A 17,921-nucleotide genomic window follows, 5' to 3' on the forward strand; every position below is an offset into this window, starting at 1 on the left:
TTTATGGATTATTGAAAAGGATAAATAGTTTTACCTGTAATAATTTTATATGCGCTGCAAAATTGGTTTTGTATATACTCTGTATCTTTATTTTCTAGATGTAATGTTGTTTCTTGGAGAGCAGAATGAAAAGAACGTAGTAAACAATTTAAGGCGAAGTATAATTCTTCTTGTGAACAATTGTGTTCTTTTGTAGCAGTAGCTAAAATGAGGTCTTTTGTCAAAGATGAAAAATTGATAGTGGATTGTTTCATAGTTAACTCATCCTCTCGAAGGTATTTTTAATCATGTATATGCGGAATTGGACAAACTATGTTCTTTTTTATTTATAATTTCATGTACCGTAATGAAAGAACTTGCAATCATGCCGTTAAAATTGGTAAGATTGGATATAATCAATAGATGGAGTACATTACATAAAGAGAGTTGAATGATATGGGAGAAGTGCAACGTGAAAAAGTTGCTGTCATCATTGGACCAACTGCTGTTGGGAAGACGAAGTTAAGTATTGATCTTGCCAAAGCGTTAAATGGTGAAATTATAAGTGGAGATTCCATGCAGATTTATCGTACGATGGATATTGGAACCGCAAAGGTGACGAAAGAAGAGATGGACGGAATTCCACATTATATGGTTGATATAAAAAATCCAGAAGAATCATTTTCGGTTGCCGAATTTCAAGAACGTGTTCGTAAGCATATTCGCGAGATTACAGAGCGTGGTAAATTGCCGATTATCGTTGGTGGAACTGGTCTGTATATACAATCTGTTTTATTCGATTATCAGTTTACGGATGATGCTGGTGATGCTATATACCGAGAACAAATGGAAAAGTTAGCATTAGAACGTGGTGTGGAATATGTACATAAGAAATTACAGGAAGTAGACCCAGAAAGCGCTGAGCGTATTCATGCAAATAATGTACGCCGTGTCATTAGGGCGTTAGAAATTTTCCACACGACGGGTGAAAAAATGAGTGATCAACTTGAAAAACAAGAAAACGAGTTATTATACGATGTTTCCTTAATTGGCTTGACAATGGATCGTGAAATGCTATACGATCGCATTAACTTACGAGTTGATATAATGATGGACCAAGGTTTATTAGAAGAAGTAGAAGGGTTGTATAATCGAGGGATACGAGATTGTCAATCTATTCAAGCGATTGGGTATAAAGAGATATATGATTATTTTGAGGATCGTGTCTCTTTAGAAGAAGCGGTATCACAATTAAAGACGAATTCACGTCGTTATGCAAAACGTCAATTAACGTGGTTCCGTAATAAGATGGATGTCACATGGTTTGATGTTACAGACGGTGAAAAAACGTCAGAAATTTTACGATACATAGAAGGAAAGCTACAACTAAAGTCGAATAATAGTAAGTAGAGAAAAAGAGGAGGATTCGACATGAAGCAATCAATCAATATTCAAGATCAGTTTTTAAATCAACTCCGTAAAGAGAATACGTTTGTTACGCTGTACTTATTAAATGGTTTCCAGCTTCGTGGATTAATTAAAGGATTTGATAATTTTACAGTCCTACTGGAAACAGAAGGTAAGCAACAGCTTATTTATAAACACGCAATTTCTACATTTGTACCACAAAAAAATGTTTCAATTGAATTAGAATAGTAATGAATTATTGTACATAACAAAAAAAGAGCGAGTTTCTCGCTCTTTTTTTATTTGCCATAAACGATAAATAGTGAAATTTAAGCGATTCTAAATACAGTTAGACGAATGTTAGTATTTCCTGTTGCAGGGATCGTAATCTCGTTAAGAGTAGATTGGACAGAAATGTTTGCTCCGGCAGCTAATGTTTCGATTGTAGTAAATGAAAGTGAGTCGCCTATTAAATTTGAAGAGAAGTTGTCAGTTGCGACTGCTCCATTTATTGAAATTCCTACTCCGAGTGGCGCACATCCTGGTGCAGTTGTAGAGATGGATACGCTAATTACATAAATACCACCGTTGATAACTGTAACTGTGTCTGTGCCATTAAAGATAATATTATTTACGTTAATTGCAGTACTGAAGATAAAGTTATTAAATTGTAGTACTGTTTGTTGAATGTTGTTTGTTACAACAATTGTTGCTATAGGGAAGCTAGGTCCAGTAGGCCCAGTAGGTCCGGTAACTCCTATACCAGTAGCGCCCGTTGGCCCTTGAACGCCTTGAGGCCCAGTGGCACCAGTAGCACCCGCCGGTCCTTGAGCACCTTGAGGTCCAGTGGCACCAGTAGCACCTGCCGGTCCTTGAACGCCTTGAGGCCCAGTGGCACCAGTAGCACCCGCCGGTCCTTGAACGCCTTGAGGCCCAGTGGCACCAGTAGCACCCGCCGGTCCTTGAACGCCTTGAGGCCCAGTGGCACCAGTAGCACCCGCCGGTCCTTGAATACCTTGAGGTCCCTGAGGTCCAGTAGGTCCAGGAGGCCCACCAGAAGGTCCAGTAGGTCCGGTAACTCCTATACCAGTAGCACCCGTTGGCCCTTGAACACCTTGAGGTCCAGTGGCACCAGTAGCACCTGTGTTACCTTGAACGCCTTGAGGTCCAGTAGCACCAGTAGCACCCGCCGGCCCTTGAGCACCCTGAGGTCCAGTAGCGCCGGTAGCACCCGCCGGTCCTTGAGCACCTTGAGGTCCAGTGGCACCAGTAGCACCTGTGTTACCTTGAACACCTTGAGGTCCAGTAGCACCAGTAGCACCCGCCGGTCCTTGAATACCTTGAGGTCCGGTAGCACCAGTAGCACCTGTATTACCTTGAACGCCTTGAGGTCCAGTAGCACCGGTAGCACCCGCCGGCCCTTGAACGCCTTGAGGTCCAGTAGCGCCGGTAGCACCCGCCGGTCCTTGAGCACCTTGAGGTCCAGTGGCACCAGTAGCACCCGCCGGCCCTTGAGCACCCTGAGGTCCAGTAGCGCCGGTAGCGCCCGCCGGTCCTTGAATACCTTGAGGTCCAGTAGCGCCGGTAGCACCCGCCGGCCCTTGAGCACCTTGAGGTCCAGTGGCACCAGTAGCGCCCGCTGGTCCTTGAGCACCTTGAGGTCCGGTAGCACCAGTAGCACCCGTGTTACCTTGAGGTCCCTGAGGTCCAGTGGCACCGGTAGCACCTGTGTTACCTTGAACGCCCTGAGGTCCAGTAGCGCCGGTAGCACCTGTGTTACCTTGAACGCCTTGAGGTCCAGTAGCGCCGGTAGCACCTGTGTTACCTTGAACGCCCTGAGGTCCAGTAGCGCCGGTAGCACCTGTGTTACCTTGAACGCCTTGAGGCCCAGTGGCACCGGTAGCACCTGTGTTACCTTGAACGCCCTGAGGTCCAGTAGCGCCGGTAGCACCCGCCGGCCCTTGAGCACCCTGAGGTCCAGTAGCGCCGGTAGCACCCGCCGGTCCTTGAATACCTTGAGGTCCAGTAGCGCCGGTAGCACCCGCCGGTCCTTGAATACCTTGAGGTCCAGTAGCGCCGGTAGCACCCGCCGGCCCTTGAGCACCTTGAGGTCCAGTAGCGCCCGTGTTACCTTGAGGTCCAGTGGCACCAGTAGCACCCGCCGGCCCTTGAGCACCTTGAGGTCCAGTGGCACCAGTAGCACCCGCCGGCCCTTGAGCACCTTGAGGTCCAGTAGCGCCCGTGTTACCTTGAGGTCCAGTGGCACCGGTAGCACCCGCCGGCCCTTGAGGTCCTTGAGGTCCAGTAGCACCCGTGTTACCTTGAGGTCCAGTCGGTCCAGGAGGCCCACCAGAAGGTCCGGTCGGTCCTGTAACTCCTATACCAGTAGCACCGGTAGCGCCAGTAGCCCCTGTATTACCTTGAGGTCCCTGAGATCCGGTAGCGCCAGTAGCCCCCGTATTACCTTGAGGTCCTTGAGGTCCAGTGGCCCCAGTAGCCCCAGCAGGTCCTTGAGATCCGGTAGCGCCAGTAGCGCCCGTGTTACCTTGAGGCCCTTGAGGTCCAGTGGCCCCAGTAGCGCCTGTGTTACCTTGAGGTCCAGTGGCGCCAGTAGCGCCCGTGTTACCTTGAGGTCCAGTAGCGCCAGTAGCGCCCGTGTTACCTCGAGGTCCGGTAGCACCAGTAGCGCCTGTGTTACCTTGAGGTCCAGTGGCGCCAGTAGCGCCCGTGTTACCTTGAGGTCCAGTGGCGCCAGTAGCGCCCGTGTTACCTCGAGGTCCAGTAGCACCAGTAGCCCCCGTATTACCTTGAGGTCCAGTAGCACCAGTAGCCCCCGTATTACCCCGAGGTCCGGTAGCGCCAGTAGCACCGGTAGCCCCTGCTGGCCCAGTAGGTCCAGTAGGTCCTTGAATGAATGAAGCAGAATTAACTAGAGCGGTTTGTAATGCTGCGATTAATTTAAGAAGCTCTTGAAGTGTGCAAGGGTCAATTCGGAATAGTTTTGTAATGGATAGTAAATAATTAATTAGATTTTGAAGCTCGATAAATACAGCGCTTGCTACGAAAGTTGGATTTTTTAATATAGTTATTAAGTTTTTAATAATAGCTAACCCTTGTGCTTTCAGGGAGGAAGTAGCATCTAGTGAACAAATAAATTTACTTAGTAGGTTCAATGTATCAATTAGATCTTCAATATTTTGGGGAGATGGATTTGCGAAAAGTTTTGGGATTATTTTTGTTAAATCGATAATGATTGCGCGGAATGTTCTAAGTTGTGCCTTAGTAACTGGGATTGATGGAGTATTTGGAATTCGTCCAGCGCTACTTGGAAAGCATGGTTTGGAGAATTTGTTCTGACTGTCGTTATAATGAGACATTAAATCTCTCCTTTCTAATGAGGATATGAACGAAACTCATCATAGTAGATGCAAAAATTAGTTAAATGGTCATAGTAAAATCGTTTGTTTGAAGAAAAAATAGAAAAAACGCCTTATAATAAGGCGTTTTTTCTATTTTCTGCGTATTGATAATATCGTTTTAGTGAAATCTTTGATTTGAAGCCAGCTAGCTTTATAATTTCTGACTCCGGAGTTTCTTTTTTTATTAAGTTTAAAATATAGGTGTTACGAAAGTGTTGTCCTGAGATTCCTTTGCGTAAATTAGCTCTGGATACTTCAAGGCGAATCATTTTTTGGATAGCGATTTCTGTTAATCCCTTCGGTGCATCATTTTCGTATACCCATCTATATGTTCCGCGATTAAAATCGAATGCGACAAATAATGGGTCATTACTATGATATTTTGGACGAACGGGTTCGGGGATGCTTTTGTAATAAGTATATAGTTGTTTTTTGTCTTCGCTAGTTAAAGTAATTGTTCTTTCTACTCCTGCGGTTGCAGGTATAGATAATGTGTTAGTTTCAAAGTGGACGTGATGCATAGTTAATGCTGTAAGTTCCTGTAAGGATAATCCATAGTCAATTAATAAATTTAAAATAACGATATTACGATCCATCAATAAAGGGCGTACAGGACGTTGTTTTTCTGAAAGTCCTTCTAATGAAGTGACTATATGTTTTAATCTTTTTTCTTCATCAGATGAAATGAAATCTTCATTGCGGAGTGTGCGGTCTGGTTGAATAGAAATTTCCATGTTCTTTAATGGGTTGGGAATATTTAGAAAGTGATGCATTCGATTTAATACAATGAATACACGGTGCATCGTTTTCTCTGAGTAATGTCGATTCTTTTTTAAGTCGGAAAAGTAATCTTCGTAGTCTTTTGTACAAAGTGTAGCCCATATATTACTGGAAGGGAGCTTTTTGTTTTTTTCTAACCAATGTCCGAAATCTTCAATGTCATAAACATAACGTTTAATGGTTGAAGGTTTTCGGCCTTTATTCAATAAAAAAATAGAAAAGGCTTGTATTGTATCATGGAATTCCGTTGTCTCCATAGTCCCACCACCTTCATTATTTCTTTTATTATAGCAAACTTTTCTGAAAATAGTCATTTGCAAAGGAGACAAGAATAATAATATTTGGTGAGTGGATAAAATGAGGTGATTGTATGGAACAATCGATGCGAAAGAAAAATAATAATCAAATTAACATTGTGTTAAATCATCGAAAGAAAATTTCTTTACCGGCTGCAGAAAATAAAACAGTAATTTCAAATGAAACTACTACGAAACATGAGATGCTGCAAAGAATTGAAGAAGAGATGGGAAAACTCGTTGGGATGGATGATATAAAAAAGATAATAAAAGAAATATATGCTTGGATTTATGTGAATAAAAAAAGACAAGAAATAGGATTGAAGTCTGAGAAGCAAGTACTCCATATGTTGTTTAAAGGCAATCCGGGTACAGGCAAGACAACTGTTGCTAGAATGATAGGAAAATTGTTATTTGAGATGAATATTCTATCAAAAGGGCACTTAGTTGAAGCTGAACGTGCAGATCTTGTAGGAGAGTACATCGGTCATACGGCTCAAAAAACAAGAGATTTAATAAAAAAAGCAATGGGGGGAATTTTGTTTATTGATGAGGCTTATTCATTAGCACGAGGGGGAGAAAAAGATTTTGGAAAAGAAGCAATTGATACGCTCGTAAAACATATGGAAGATAAACAACACGGTTTTGTATTGATTTTAGCTGGATATTCCAGAGAGATGAATCACTTTCTTTCATTGAATCCAGGACTGCAATCTCGTTTTCCGTTTATAATTGAGTTTGCGGATTACTCAGTAAATCAGCTGTTAGAAATAGGGAAGAGGATGTATGAAGAACGTGAATATCAGTTATCGAAAGAGGCTGAATGGAAATTTAGAGATCATTTACATGCTGTAAAGTACTCATCGCAAATTACATCCTTTAGTAATGGACGATATGTTCGGAATATTGTTGAAAAATCAATTCGTACACAAGCTATGCGGTTGTTACAAGAGGATGCGTATGATAAATATGATTTGATTGGAATATCAAGTAGTGATTTGATGCTTGAAGAGGAGACGCACAGTACGTAAACTGTGCGTCTGTTTTTTTATATAAGTGCTCTACTATTTTTTTGCTTTTTCTTGATAAGATTTATGGAAACGTTCCATTTTAGCGCTTTTTTCGTGTGCAGAATTAGGATCATGTCCAATTTGACCTACTGAGCTTTTTTGAGCCCCTTTATTCACATGGTTTGTCATTTGTGTTCACCTCGCTTTGAGAATTAGTATAAACATTATGTAAGGAAAAACTCGTTAGAAAAGAAAAACCTCTTTACGATCTGTAAAGAGGTTGGATTGCTATTTATGCATTGAACGTTCGTTTGTGTCGATGCGTCTATGCGGTAAATGCCATTTGTAATGAATAGAAACCATGCGGAAGCAAACAATTAAAATGAATAAGGTGTATAGAGCCCAATCGCTAACAATAATTTGAGCGCCGATTAAGAAACCTGCCAGAATCGTCCAAAAAGCATATACATCAGCTCGAAGAACGAGAGGTTTTCTACGGGCTAAAAGATCGCGGATAATACCGCCTCCAATGCCAGTTAAAACGGCTGCTACGATTGTAGCGCTAATTGGTAAATTTAATTTTTGAGCGTATAATGCCCCTTGTACGGCAAATGCTGATAAGCCGATAGCATCAGTGATGTTTTCCCACTTTTTCCAGTGTCTAATTAATTTATTTGGAAAAAGAAAAATAATCGTCATTGATAAAAGTGCGATTTGGAATAACATGTCTTGTTGCCAAAATGCGACAATCGGATAACCAATTAATAAATTACGAAGGGCACCTCCCCCAAATGCGGTTGCCATTCCTAAAATATACACCCCGAAAATATCATAATCCTCTTCCATTGCAACAATAGCCCCGCTTAATGCGAAAGCAATTGTGCCTATGATGCTAAAAATCTCCCATGCCATGAATTTTCTCCCCCGCTAACTAGATGAAATGTGCTTCCTCTGCTATTATATTAGAAGGTTTAAATTTCGAAAAGGATGAGTGAACATATTTGATGGAAGAAAAAGAGAAAGTCATATTAGTGGGCTGTCAATTGCCGCAAGATGATGATGAAAAATTTATGCATTCCATGAAAGAACTTGCATCATTAGCGAAAACTGCACGAGCAGAATTGTTAGTGTCTACAACGCAAAAACGACCGAAGTTTCATCCGGCGACTTATATAGGTAAAGGTAAATTAGAAGAGCTTACAATGTTAACTGAAGAACTAGAACCGGATGTTATCGTATTTAATAACGAATTAACACCGAGTCAAATTCGGAATTTATCCGCAGTATTAGATGCGAGGGTAATTGATCGAACGCAACTCATATTAGATATTTTTGCGCAACGTGCGAAGTCGAGAGAAGGGAAGCTTCAAGTAGAATTAGCTCAGTTGCAATATACAATGCCGCGTCTTATGGGGCAAGGATTGTCTTTATCACGTCTTGGTGGTGGTATTGGAACGAGAGGGCCAGGTGAAACGAAACTTGAGACTGATCGTCGTCATATTCGAGCGCGCGTTGATGAAATAAAGAAGCAACTTGCAGTTGTTGTGGAGCATCGAAAAAGATATCGTGAAAGAAGAAAAGATAATAAAGTATTCCAAGTTTCATTAATAGGATATACGAATGCGGGAAAATCTACACTGTTTAATAGATTAACGGAAGCTGATACGTTTGAAGAGAATTTGTTGTTTGCGACGCTAGACCCGACGACAAGGAAGATGCCGTTACCTTCTGGTTATACAGTATTACTAACTGATACGGTTGGTTTTATACAAGATTTACCTACGTCATTAATTGCTGCATTCCGTTCGACGTTAGAAGAAGCTGGTGAAGCGGATGTTATTTTACATGTTGTGGATTCTGCAGATCCTAATTATGTAGGGCATGAGAAAACAGTAAAACAATTATTGTCAGAACTCGAAATAAATCATATTCCTATTATTACGTTATATAATAAAAAAGATGAATTACATCAAAACTTTATTCCGTTTCCGAAAAATGACTTCTTAATGACTAGTGCTTTTGAAGAAAAGGATCTATTACATATAAAAGAAGCGATAGAAACGAAAATGAAAGAAGAAATGAATCGTTATCAAGTGGAGATTCCTCCGAGTGAAGGTAAGTTATTAACTCTATTAAAGACGGAGACGCTATTAACAAAAATGGAGTTTTTGGAAGATAAATTTGTATATGATTGCGCAGGGTATATTTTTGCTCATTCATCACTTAATGCGCAATTAAAGAGATTTTTAGTGGAAGAAGGAGAAAATAAAAATGTTTGATCGTTTGAAAAATGGAGAAAAAATTGCTCCAATCGTAAAAGAAGTAGAGAGCCAAATTACAGAAGTACATAAACGTGCGGATGAAGTAATTGAAAGTAATCAGTTTCGTGTGTTAGAAAGTTTTCGTAAACATAAAATTAGTGATTCACATTTTATTCCGACGACAGGTTACGGTTATGACGATATTGGTCGTGATACGTTAGAAAAAGTGTATGCAGATGTATTTGGAGCGGAAGCGGGCCTAGTTCGTCCGCAAATCATTTCAGGTACTCACGCTATTTCTACAGCGCTATTCGGTATTTTACGTCCAGGAGATGAGTTATTGTACATCACTGGTAAGCCGTATGATACGTTAGAAGAAATCGTTGGTGTACGCGGAAAAGGTGTAGGATCATTCAAAGAATATAATATTGGTTATAATGCAGTTCCGCTTACTGAAGAGGGGCTTGTTGATTTAGGAGCTGTTGCGGCTGCCATTCATAGTAATACGAAAATGATCGGTATTCAGCGCTCAAAAGGTTATGCTACTCGTCCGTCTTTTACTATTTCTCAAATTAAAGAAATGATAGCGTTTGTTAAAGAAATTAAACCGGATGTTGTCGTGTTTGTAGATAACTGTTATGGCGAATTTATTGAAGAACAAGAGCCATGTCATGTTGGTGCAGATTTAATGGCAGGTTCGCTTATTAAAAACCCGGGCGGGGGAATTGTTAAAACTGGTGGTTATATTGTTGGTAAAGAACAGTATGTTGAAGCGTGCGCCTATCGTTTAACATCTCCAGGAATCGGTGCGGAAGCAGGGGCATCTTTATACAGTCTGCAAGAAATGTATCAAGGTTTCTTCTTAGCGCCGCATGTAGCAGGACAAGCGCTAAAAGGTGCGATTTTTACAGCTGCATTTTTAGAAAAGTTAGGAATGAATACATCACCAGCGTGGAATGCACCAAGAACAGATTTAATTCAATCTGTTCAATTTGATGACAAAGATCGCATGATTGCATTCTGCCAAGCAATTCAATATGCATCCCCGATTAACTCTCACTTCACTCCATATGCCAACTATATGCCGGGGTATGAAGATGATGTAATTATGGCTGCGGGAACGTTTATTCAAGGTGCAAGTATTGAATTGTCGGCTGATGGTCCAATTCGTCCGCCTTATGTTGCTTACGTACAAGGTGGGCTAACTTATTCGCATGTGAAGATTGCGATTTGTTCTGCAATTGATGCATTAATTGAAAAAGAATTATTAACAATTTCTTAAAGGGAAGCTGTCGATTTCGACAGCTTTTTTCGCGTGAAAGTAATGATTTATTTCATTAGAAAAAAGAATGAAAAAACTTTTAAAAAAATCATGTAAGAAAAGCTAACATCTATTGACATCAAACATAACATGGTATAAAATGAGAAGCAGTTAAGGCGAAGGAGGAACTGAAACGATGAAAGAAGATAGACGTTCTGCCCCGCTGTTTCCTATTGGTATTGTTATGGATTTAACACAATTATCTGCACGTCAAATTCGCTACTATGAAGAGCATAATCTTGTTTCTCCAACCCGTACAAAGGGGAATCGTAGATTATTTTCATTTAACGATGTAGATAAGTTGTTAGAGATTAAAGATTTATTAGATCAAGGCTTGAATATGGCTGGTATTAAACAAGTGTTACTAATGAAAGAAAATCAAACAGAAGCAGTGAAAGTAAAAGAAGAAACGAAAGAAATTTCAAAAACTGAGCTTCGCAAAATACTTCGAGACGAACTACAACATACAGGTAGATTTAATCGAACTTCATTGCGACAAGGTGATATTTCAAGGTTTTTTCACTAAAGAGAACTGATTCTGAAGGTGTTTAGAGGGACTAAGGAGGAATTTATAATGGCTAGGTACACAAAAGAAGATATTTTCCGTTTGGCGAAAGAAGAGAATGTAAAGTATATACGTTTACAATTTACGGACCTTTTAGGGGTAATTAAAAACGTAGAAATTCCAGTGAGCCAATTAACAAAAGCTCTTGATAACAAAATGATGTTTGATGGATCTTCTATTGAAGGTTTCGTACGTATTGAAGAATCTGATATGTACTTATATCCAGACTTAGATACTTGGGTGATTTTCCCTTGGACAGCTGAAAAAGGTAAAGTAGCTCGATTGATCTGTGATATTTACAATGCAGATGGCACTCCATTTGAAGGGGATCCACGTAACAACTTAAAACGTGTATTAAAAGAAATGGAAGCTTTAGGATTCTCAGATTTCAATCTTGGACCAGAGCCAGAATTCTTCCTATTCAAAGTAGATGAAAAAGGAAATCCAACATTAGAATTAAACGATAACGGTGGATACTTCGACCTTGCGCCGATGGATCTAGGGGAAAACTGTCGTCGTGATATCGTTCTTGAACTTGAAGAAATGGGCTTTGAAATTGAAGCGTCTCACCATGAGGTTGCTCCAGGGCAGCACGAAATTGACTTCAAATATGCAAATGCAATTCGTTCATGTGATGACATTCAAACATTCAAACTTGTTGTAAAAACAATTGCTCGTAAACACGGTTTACACGCAACATTTATGCCAAAACCATTATACGGTGTGAACGGTTCAGGTATGCACTGTAACTTATCACTATTCAAAAATGGTGAGAACGTATTCTATGATCAAAACGGTGACTTACAATTAAGTGATGATGCTCGTCACTTCATCGCAGGTATTTTAAAACACGCACCAGCATTTACAGCGGTGGCAAATCCAACTGTAAACTCTTACAAGCGTTTAGTACCTGGATACGAAGCTCCTTGTTACGTAGCATGGTCTGCACAAAACCGTAGTCCATTAGTACGTATCCCTGCATCTCGTGGTATTAGTACACGCGTAGAAGTACGTAGTGTTGACCCAGCTGCAAACCCATATTTAGTAATGGCTACATTATTAGCAGCAGGTCTTGATGGAATTAAAAACAAATTAACTCCACCAGCTGCAGTAGATCGTAACATCTACGTAATGACAAAAGAAGAGCGCGAAGAAGCAGGTATCGTTGACTTACCAGCAACATTAGCGCAAGCTTTAGTTACATTACAATCTAACGAAGTAATTAGTAACGCATTAGGAGATCACTTACTTGAGCACTTCATCGAAGCGAAAGAAATTGAGTGGGATATCTTCCGTACGCAAGTTCACCAATGGGAACGCGATCAATATATGTCTCTTTACTAAGAGGTGAGGAGCCCTGATACTACGGTATCAGGGCTTTTTTATTTGTTGGCAATATAGGTGTTAGTTGAAATGAATTGAATAGATGTCTGAAAAAATTATGACGGTATTTAAATTTCTATTCCATATCTTTAATGTAACGTGGTGAAATTCGAATTGTTTTGTGTTCCAAAAGGGTGGATAAGTAAAAGTAACATGCGTAATATCTATGGATATAAAAAATTGAATGATATGTTGTGTTCGGTATTGGATATGTTTCATACTAAAGTTGGAGTGTTTAAAAATATAGTACCTTGCAATAAACAATACTAAGTGGTATATTATGGATAAGGAAGGTACTGTGTATTGAACAGTACTGAAATGAGAAAGGGGGATTGTCCTTGAACGTTCAGTTTAAAAAAGGTGTGTTAGAACTATGTGTACTGGCACTTGTGAAACGTAAGGATTGTTACGGCTATGAACTTGTTCAGCAAATCTCAAATAAATTTTTAATATCGGAAGGGTCAGTATATCCTTTATTACGCCGTTTAACGAAGGAAGGATATTTTCAAACGTATTTAAAAGAATCTACGGAAGGACCACCTCGCAAATATTATCAACTAACTGAGCAAGGGGAAACGCAACTGAATTTGTTAGTAACAGAGTGGCGTGATTTTGCGAAAGGTGTACAAGAAATTATTGAAGGGGTGGAATGGGATGAGTAAAGAACAGTTTCTTAATGAATTATCAAGTCATCTTAGAAAGTTACCGGACGAAGAGAGGAAAGATATTTTATTTGATTATGAAGAGCATTTTCAGTTTGGGATAGAAGAGGGGAAAACTGAATCGGAAATAATAAAGGGTCTTGGCTCTCCGAAAGTAATTGCAAAAGAATTACTTGCGATGTATCGATTTGATGAAATGAAAAAAGATCCGTCAACTTCAAATGTGACAAGAGCTGTCATGGCAGCGATTGGACTTAGTTTGTTTAATTTCATTATTGTATTAGGCCCGTTAGTTGCAATTATCGCTTTTATATTCTCTTTTTGGGTCGGTGGGATTGTTAGTGTAGTGACACCATTTTTCGTTATTGGAAAAGTATTTATGGGTACATTTATATGGTTAGATGTATTCGTAAGTATAACATTTGTTGGGATAGGTTTGTTGTTATGTATTATCGCTTATTATAGTACGAAGTGGTTTAAAAGGTTATGTGTACGTTATGTCATATGGAACTTCAAAATGATAAAAGGGGAGTAGATGATGAAAAAAATATTGTTAGTAGCGATCGCTTGTATCATTATTGGAGTAATAGGAATTTCACAAACATATGAAAAAGCAGTGCAAACTGCAGAAAAAGGAAACAAAGAAGATATAATTAAAAACGAAACACTAAAAAATATAGAAGTTAAGTTAGATGTCGGGGATATTGTTGTCCAAAAATCTCCTGACGCTTCTTTTTATGTAAAGCAATTAGGAGATGCGCGTAAACAAGAGATTCATATTACTGAAGATGGTGACACATTAAAAATCATTGGGGAAAGAGAAAAAGGTGCTTCATTTGATTTTTCTTTTTACGATTTTAGGTTTCAAACGTCTACATTGACTCTCCTTGTGCCTGAACGCTCTTACCAAGATGTAAAAGTAAATTCATCTGCTGGACAAATTGAAATAAGTGATGTGAAAGGTGACCGTGTAAGTGCTAGAACACTTACTGGAGAAGTGGATTTGAAACATGTAACGGCTAAGAATGTGGAGGGATCTACAAGAGCTGGTGAAGTAAACTTTAAAAAAGTAATAGGGAAAGTGACTGCAAAAACGACCAGTGGGGAAATAAATATTCTAGATCATGATTCTAAGTACAATCTAGAAGCAAGTTCAACTGCGGGAGATGTAAATATTACTTTATCGGAAAAACCAAAAGATGCGGTAATTACTGGGCAAAGTGCTGCCGGGGATGTAACAATTTTTAATGAAGAAAATAAAGACGTAACGATTGGTAATGGGAGTAAAAAGATTAGCGGTAAAACAGCTGCGGGCGATGTGACGATTGAAACGCGTTCGTAAGAAATAGAATGTGTGAAAATCTATCAAAATACAAAAAAGAAGATAATTACCTTATATAAATAAGGTAATTATCTTCTTTTTTATTCTTAATGTAAATCACGATATACGCCAATTACTTTACCGATAACTGACACTTGCTTTAAAATAATAGGTTCTAATGAAGAGTTTTCCGGTTGTAGACGGAAATGGTCTTTTTCTTTATAGAAACGTTTAACAGTTGCTTCATTATCTTCTGTTAAAGCGACTACAATTTCACCATTATATGCAGACTGTTGTTGGCGAACAACAACTAAATCTCCATCGAAAATACCAGCTTCAATCATACTATCTCCAGAAATACGTAACATAAACACTTGATCTGCTCCTGCGACAATGCTAGCTGGAAGAGGGAAGTGTTCCTCAACGCTTTCGACTGCTGTAATTGGTAATCCAGCAGTAACTTTCCCGACAATTGGAACTTGAATAACAGATTGTGTTTCTGTATCCATTCGGTCTTCACCTAAAATTTCAATTGCGCGTGGTTTTGTTGGATCGCGTCGAATGTATCCTTTTTCTTCTAATCTTGATAAATGTCCGTGCACTGTAGAACTAGAAGCGAGGCCGACTGCTTGGCCAATTTCACGTACGGAAGGTGGATATCCTTTTTCTTGTACTTTTAGCTTAATAAAGTCGAGAATGTCTTGCTGGCGTTTCGTTAACTTTTCCATGTTTTCTAACACCTCGTTTTCTTTCATTTTTCTTATTAATAAGTATAACATGTGAAAAAACATTCTACAAACATAAGTTCGAACAAAAGGCGAATTTATGTTACACTAAAGGGAAATTATAGTGAGAAAGAGGGGTTCATAATGAATGCAATTATTTATGCGCGTGTGAGTACAACAAAAGAAGCGCAAGAAACATCATTATTACGTCAAAAAGATGAATTATTGCATTTAGCGGAGCGCTATCAAATGAATGTTACTAAGGTGATTGAAGAGCAGGCTAGTGGCTATACAATTGAACGTGATGGCATATTAGAAGTGCTAGATACAATTCGAGACGAACAAATTGATGTGCTACTTATACAAGATGAAACGCGCCTTGGTAGGGGGAATGCAAAGATTGCGTTAATGCACTGTTTACATAAAGAAGGAATAAAAGTATATACGCATACACATAATGGTGAATTGCAATTGTCGGATTCTGATTCAATGGTATTAGATATTATTGGTATTGTTGAAGAGTATCAAAGAAAGATTCATAATTTAAAAATTAAACGTGGTATGCAACGAGCAGTAGAAAAAGGCTATCGTCCAGAAAATAATTTAAAGAATCGTCATTTAAGTGTAGGACGAGAGAAGAAAGAAGTGCCAATTGAGGAAATTGTACGTTTACGTAAGAGTGAACTTACTTTCGAAGAAATTGCAGCAACACTACGTGGCTTTGGTCATAATGTTTCAAAAGCGACGGTACATCGTAGATATGTAGAGTATACAAAGCAATTGCTTGATAAAGAAGAGTAACTATTGTATGATAATAATCAGTTTTGAGTAGAAGGGGGATTCGAGATGCTTAGTCACGAACTCGTTGAACGCATTAACTTCTTAGCGAAAAAAGCAAAAGCTGAAGGTTTAACTGAAGAAGAACAACGTGAGCGTCAATCGCTACGTGAACAATATTTAAAAGGATTTCGTCAAAATATGTTAAACGAACTAAAAGGAATTAAAGTCGTTAACGAACAAGGTACTGATGTTACACCGGCGAAATTAAAAGCTTTAAAAAAGCAAGATAATGCAAAATTAAACTAAAAGATGGGCGAAGCCCATCTTTTTTTATTTATTTAATAACTTTCCAGTTGTTATTAACTGTTGCTTCTATCTTTTTATGCTTCAATATATAGTTAGCGATAAGTTCAGACATATCTGTTGGTATATCTTTTATTACGGGCTTATTTTGAAACATAAAGAAGTTCCCTCCGCCGCTCGCGCGATAATTATTCATAACGACATCATATTCTTCACTCATATTAAGAGGAGTGCCTTTATGCTGTAAAGATTCTACTCTGTCGCCAATTGGTTTGGAAATGTTTAATACGTACGAAATTCCTTCCCACATATCGTAATTATAGTGTTGCGGTTTTGGTTCTATGTAGCTAGGGTTTACGATGATGGTTCCATCTTCTTTTAATGTGAAATAAGAAGCAGAGAGTTCGAGAGCATCTTTTATATCAGCTCCAGTTATTCTAATTACTTTTAATGTATTTGGATAAATATAATTAGAAACGATGTCACGCATTGTTACATATGTCGGGAAACCTGGAGATGTATTATGGAATAAGCTTGTACAAGAAATAGAAACATTAGCCATATCCATCTGTATTTTATTTATGAATTCAATAAAAGGATGGTCTTGCAAACGAGTTTGCATAGCATCTGAAATTTGCATGTCACCGTGGATGGTTCCAATAGGTTGATCAAGCCATTTTTGTGTTTTCTCTTCATAATCAGTTACCAAGTAAAGAGCATCTGGATCTGCCTCGATTTCTTGCACAGTCAATAGTTCGGAATAACTCTCTTTTTTTACCCACTCTTGTTTCATTTTTTCAAATGTTACAGTTACTTTTCCAACTGAATGTCCGTTACATCCAGTCTGTAAAATTGTTACATCATTACCCACTGTTTGAGCCATTTCTCGGTGCTGATGGCCTGTTAATAAAATATCTATGCCCTCAATTTCATGACACATAGCATACCCTTGGTTTTCGCCTGTTAAAACTTCAGTCGGTTCTCCAGTTTGTAAATCGCGTTCAAATCCCCCATGATACGCTACGACTAGTAAATCTGGTTTCTCATGTTCGTGAATGTAAGAAACCCAATTTTTTGTTGTTTCTAACGCATCTTCAAATTGCAAGTCTTTAATGTGATGGGGTTGTTCCCAATTTGGAATATAATGCGTTGTCACCCCTAAAATAGCAATTTTTATATTTGCTTCAATATGTTTTATTATATATGGTTTCCCGAAATAAGGTTTTTTACTGCTTTTGTCTAAAATATTTGCTGATAAATATGGGGAGTTTGCAGTAGAAATAGCATTGTTTAATACATCCATTCCATAATTAAATTCATGATTCCCAATCACTGCAGCGTCATAACGTAAATAGTTTGCTATTAATGACATTGGGTTTTTCTTATCTTTTTCATATGTAGCGTAATGGTAAGTAAATGGTGTTCCTTGTATGAAGTCACCGTTATCAATTAAAAGAACGTTTTTATTTTGGGACCGTTCTTTTTTTATAAGAGTAGAAATCTTAGCTAAACCAATTTCTGCTGGAGAGTTATCTTGGTAGTGAATTGGATAAACAGTACCATGTATATCACTTGTTAATAGGATGTTTAAAGTTACAATTTGATTTTGATTCAATATCATTCACCTTTTCTATTATTATCTACTGATTAAGCATATCAAATATATGGAGAGAATTTTAATGTGAGTGTATAGAATGTGTAAAGATTCT

Annotated in this window: 19 protein-coding genes; 12 read left to right on the forward strand and 7 right to left on the reverse strand. The window is 38.7% G+C overall.

Features of this window, described 5'->3' with window-relative positions; translation table 11 throughout:
- Positions 1 to 8: 8 nt before the first annotated feature.
- Complete coding sequence (locus PQF83_RS16495; protein WP_000814415.1) at positions 9 to 254, reverse strand: hypothetical protein; 246 nt, start codon at positions 252 to 254, stop codon at positions 9 to 11.
- A 181-nt stretch (positions 255 to 435) separates the two neighbouring features.
- Here PQF83_RS16495 and miaA point away from each other — a divergent pair, with 181 nt between their 5' ends.
- Together miaA and hfq are read left to right on the forward strand one after the other, a co-directional pair.
- Positions 436 to 1,389, forward strand: coding sequence for a tRNA (adenosine(37)-N6)-dimethylallyltransferase MiaA (gene miaA, locus PQF83_RS16500; protein WP_000504941.1), 954 nt, complete (start codon positions 436 to 438; stop codon positions 1,387 to 1,389).
- Between the two features lie 21 nt (positions 1,390 to 1,410).
- On the forward strand, positions 1,411 to 1,635 hold the full coding sequence (hfq, locus tag PQF83_RS16505) for an RNA chaperone Hfq (RefSeq protein WP_000813896.1): 225 nt from the start codon (positions 1,411 to 1,413) through the stop codon (positions 1,633 to 1,635).
- 80 nt (positions 1,636 to 1,715) lie between these two features.
- On the opposite strand, the gene PQF83_RS16510 is transcribed toward hfq, so the two are convergent.
- On the reverse strand, positions 1,716 to 4,763 hold the full coding sequence (locus PQF83_RS16510) for a Gly-Xaa-Xaa repeat protein (RefSeq protein ID WP_272792303.1): 3,048 nt from the start codon (positions 4,761 to 4,763) through the stop codon (positions 1,716 to 1,718).
- Positions 4,764 to 4,876: 113 nt separating this feature from the next.
- Complete coding sequence (locus tag PQF83_RS16515) at positions 4,877 to 5,842, reverse strand: tyrosine-type recombinase/integrase (protein WP_000450315.1); 966 nt, start codon at positions 5,840 to 5,842, stop codon at positions 4,877 to 4,879.
- A 113-nt stretch (positions 5,843 to 5,955) separates the two neighbouring features.
- Between PQF83_RS16515 and spoVK the strand changes: the two genes are divergently transcribed.
- Positions 5,956 to 6,912 (forward strand): stage V sporulation protein K, encoded by a 957-nt coding sequence (spoVK, locus tag PQF83_RS16520; RefSeq protein WP_000438181.1) that lies wholly within the window; start codon positions 5,956 to 5,958, stop codon positions 6,910 to 6,912.
- Between the two features lie 33 nt (positions 6,913 to 6,945).
- Here spoVK and PQF83_RS16525 read toward each other — a convergent pair whose 3' ends face one another.
- Together PQF83_RS16525 and PQF83_RS16530 are read right to left on the reverse strand one after the other, a co-directional pair.
- Positions 6,946 to 7,080: a hypothetical protein gene (locus PQF83_RS16525; protein WP_000181496.1), complete on the reverse strand. Its 135-nt coding sequence runs from the start codon at positions 7,078 to 7,080 to the stop codon at positions 6,946 to 6,948.
- A gap of 99 nt (positions 7,081 to 7,179) precedes the next feature.
- Positions 7,180 to 7,803, reverse strand: a complete 624-nt coding sequence (locus PQF83_RS16530) for a trimeric intracellular cation channel family protein (RefSeq protein WP_000312265.1) — start codon at positions 7,801 to 7,803, stop codon at positions 7,180 to 7,182.
- A gap of 92 nt (positions 7,804 to 7,895) precedes the next feature.
- Here PQF83_RS16530 and hflX point away from each other — a divergent pair, with 92 nt between their 5' ends.
- The 7 genes from hflX to PQF83_RS16565 all read left to right on the forward strand — a co-directional run bounded on the left by hflX (position 7,896) and on the right by PQF83_RS16565 (position 14,425).
- Complete coding sequence (gene hflX / locus PQF83_RS16535) at positions 7,896 to 9,170, forward strand: GTPase HflX (protein ID WP_000391388.1); 1,275 nt, start codon at positions 7,896 to 7,898, stop codon at positions 9,168 to 9,170.
- Entirely contained in the window at positions 9,163 to 10,434 is a 1,272-nt protein-coding gene (locus PQF83_RS16540) for a methionine gamma-lyase family protein (RefSeq protein WP_000460300.1), read from the forward strand. The genes hflX and PQF83_RS16540 overlap by 8 nt, the downstream gene beginning before the upstream one ends.
- A 175-nt stretch (positions 10,435 to 10,609) precedes the next feature.
- Entirely contained in the window at positions 10,610 to 10,999 is a 390-nt protein-coding gene (gene glnR, locus PQF83_RS16545; protein ID WP_000656783.1) for a transcriptional repressor GlnR, read from the forward strand.
- 48 nt (positions 11,000 to 11,047) lie between these two features.
- Positions 11,048 to 12,382 (forward strand): type I glutamate--ammonia ligase, encoded by a 1,335-nt coding sequence (glnA, locus tag PQF83_RS16550; protein ID WP_000135330.1) that lies wholly within the window; start codon positions 11,048 to 11,050, stop codon positions 12,380 to 12,382.
- A 377-nt stretch (positions 12,383 to 12,759) separates the two neighbouring features.
- Positions 12,760 to 13,083 carry a PadR family transcriptional regulator gene (locus PQF83_RS16555; protein WP_001102620.1) on the forward strand — a complete coding sequence of 108 codons (324 nt, stop codon included), beginning with the start codon at positions 12,760 to 12,762 and terminating at the stop codon, positions 13,081 to 13,083.
- Positions 13,076 to 13,618, forward strand: a complete 543-nt coding sequence (locus tag PQF83_RS16560; RefSeq protein WP_000032410.1) for a DUF1700 domain-containing protein — start codon at positions 13,076 to 13,078, stop codon at positions 13,616 to 13,618. The genes PQF83_RS16555 and PQF83_RS16560 overlap by 8 nt, the downstream gene beginning before the upstream one ends.
- Entirely contained in the window at positions 13,619 to 14,425 is an 807-nt protein-coding gene (locus PQF83_RS16565; RefSeq protein ID WP_033671891.1) for a DUF4097 family beta strand repeat-containing protein, read from the forward strand.
- Positions 14,426 to 14,511: 86 nt separating this feature from the next.
- On the opposite strand, the gene lexA is transcribed toward PQF83_RS16565, so the two are convergent.
- Positions 14,512 to 15,132, reverse strand: coding sequence for a transcriptional repressor LexA (lexA, locus tag PQF83_RS16570; protein ID WP_000413738.1), 621 nt, complete (start codon positions 15,130 to 15,132; stop codon positions 14,512 to 14,514).
- A 141-nt stretch (positions 15,133 to 15,273) separates the two neighbouring features.
- Here lexA and PQF83_RS16575 point away from each other — a divergent pair, with 141 nt between their 5' ends.
- Together PQF83_RS16575 and PQF83_RS16580 are read left to right on the forward strand one after the other, a co-directional pair.
- Positions 15,274 to 15,930 carry a YneB family resolvase-like protein gene (locus PQF83_RS16575; protein WP_000991471.1) on the forward strand — a complete coding sequence of 219 codons (657 nt, stop codon included), beginning with the start codon at positions 15,274 to 15,276 and terminating at the stop codon, positions 15,928 to 15,930.
- A 45-nt stretch (positions 15,931 to 15,975) separates the two neighbouring features.
- The gene (locus PQF83_RS16580; protein ID WP_000948565.1) at positions 15,976 to 16,215 is read left to right on the forward strand and encodes a DUF896 domain-containing protein; all 240 of its coding nucleotides are present in this window, start codon (positions 15,976 to 15,978) and stop codon (positions 16,213 to 16,215) included.
- A 28-nt stretch (positions 16,216 to 16,243) separates the two neighbouring features.
- Here the strand turns inward: PQF83_RS16580 and PQF83_RS16585 are convergent, their stop codons facing one another.
- The gene (locus tag PQF83_RS16585; protein ID WP_001075243.1) at positions 16,244 to 17,827 is read right to left on the reverse strand and encodes a bifunctional metallophosphatase/5'-nucleotidase; all 1,584 of its coding nucleotides are present in this window, start codon (positions 17,825 to 17,827) and stop codon (positions 16,244 to 16,246) included.
- Positions 17,828 to 17,921: the final 94 nt, after the last annotated feature.

The organism is Bacillus sp. FF-1 (genome assembly GCF_028548245.1).
GTDB lineage: Bacteria > Bacillota > Bacilli > Bacillales > Bacillaceae_G > Bacillus_A > Bacillus_A paranthracis.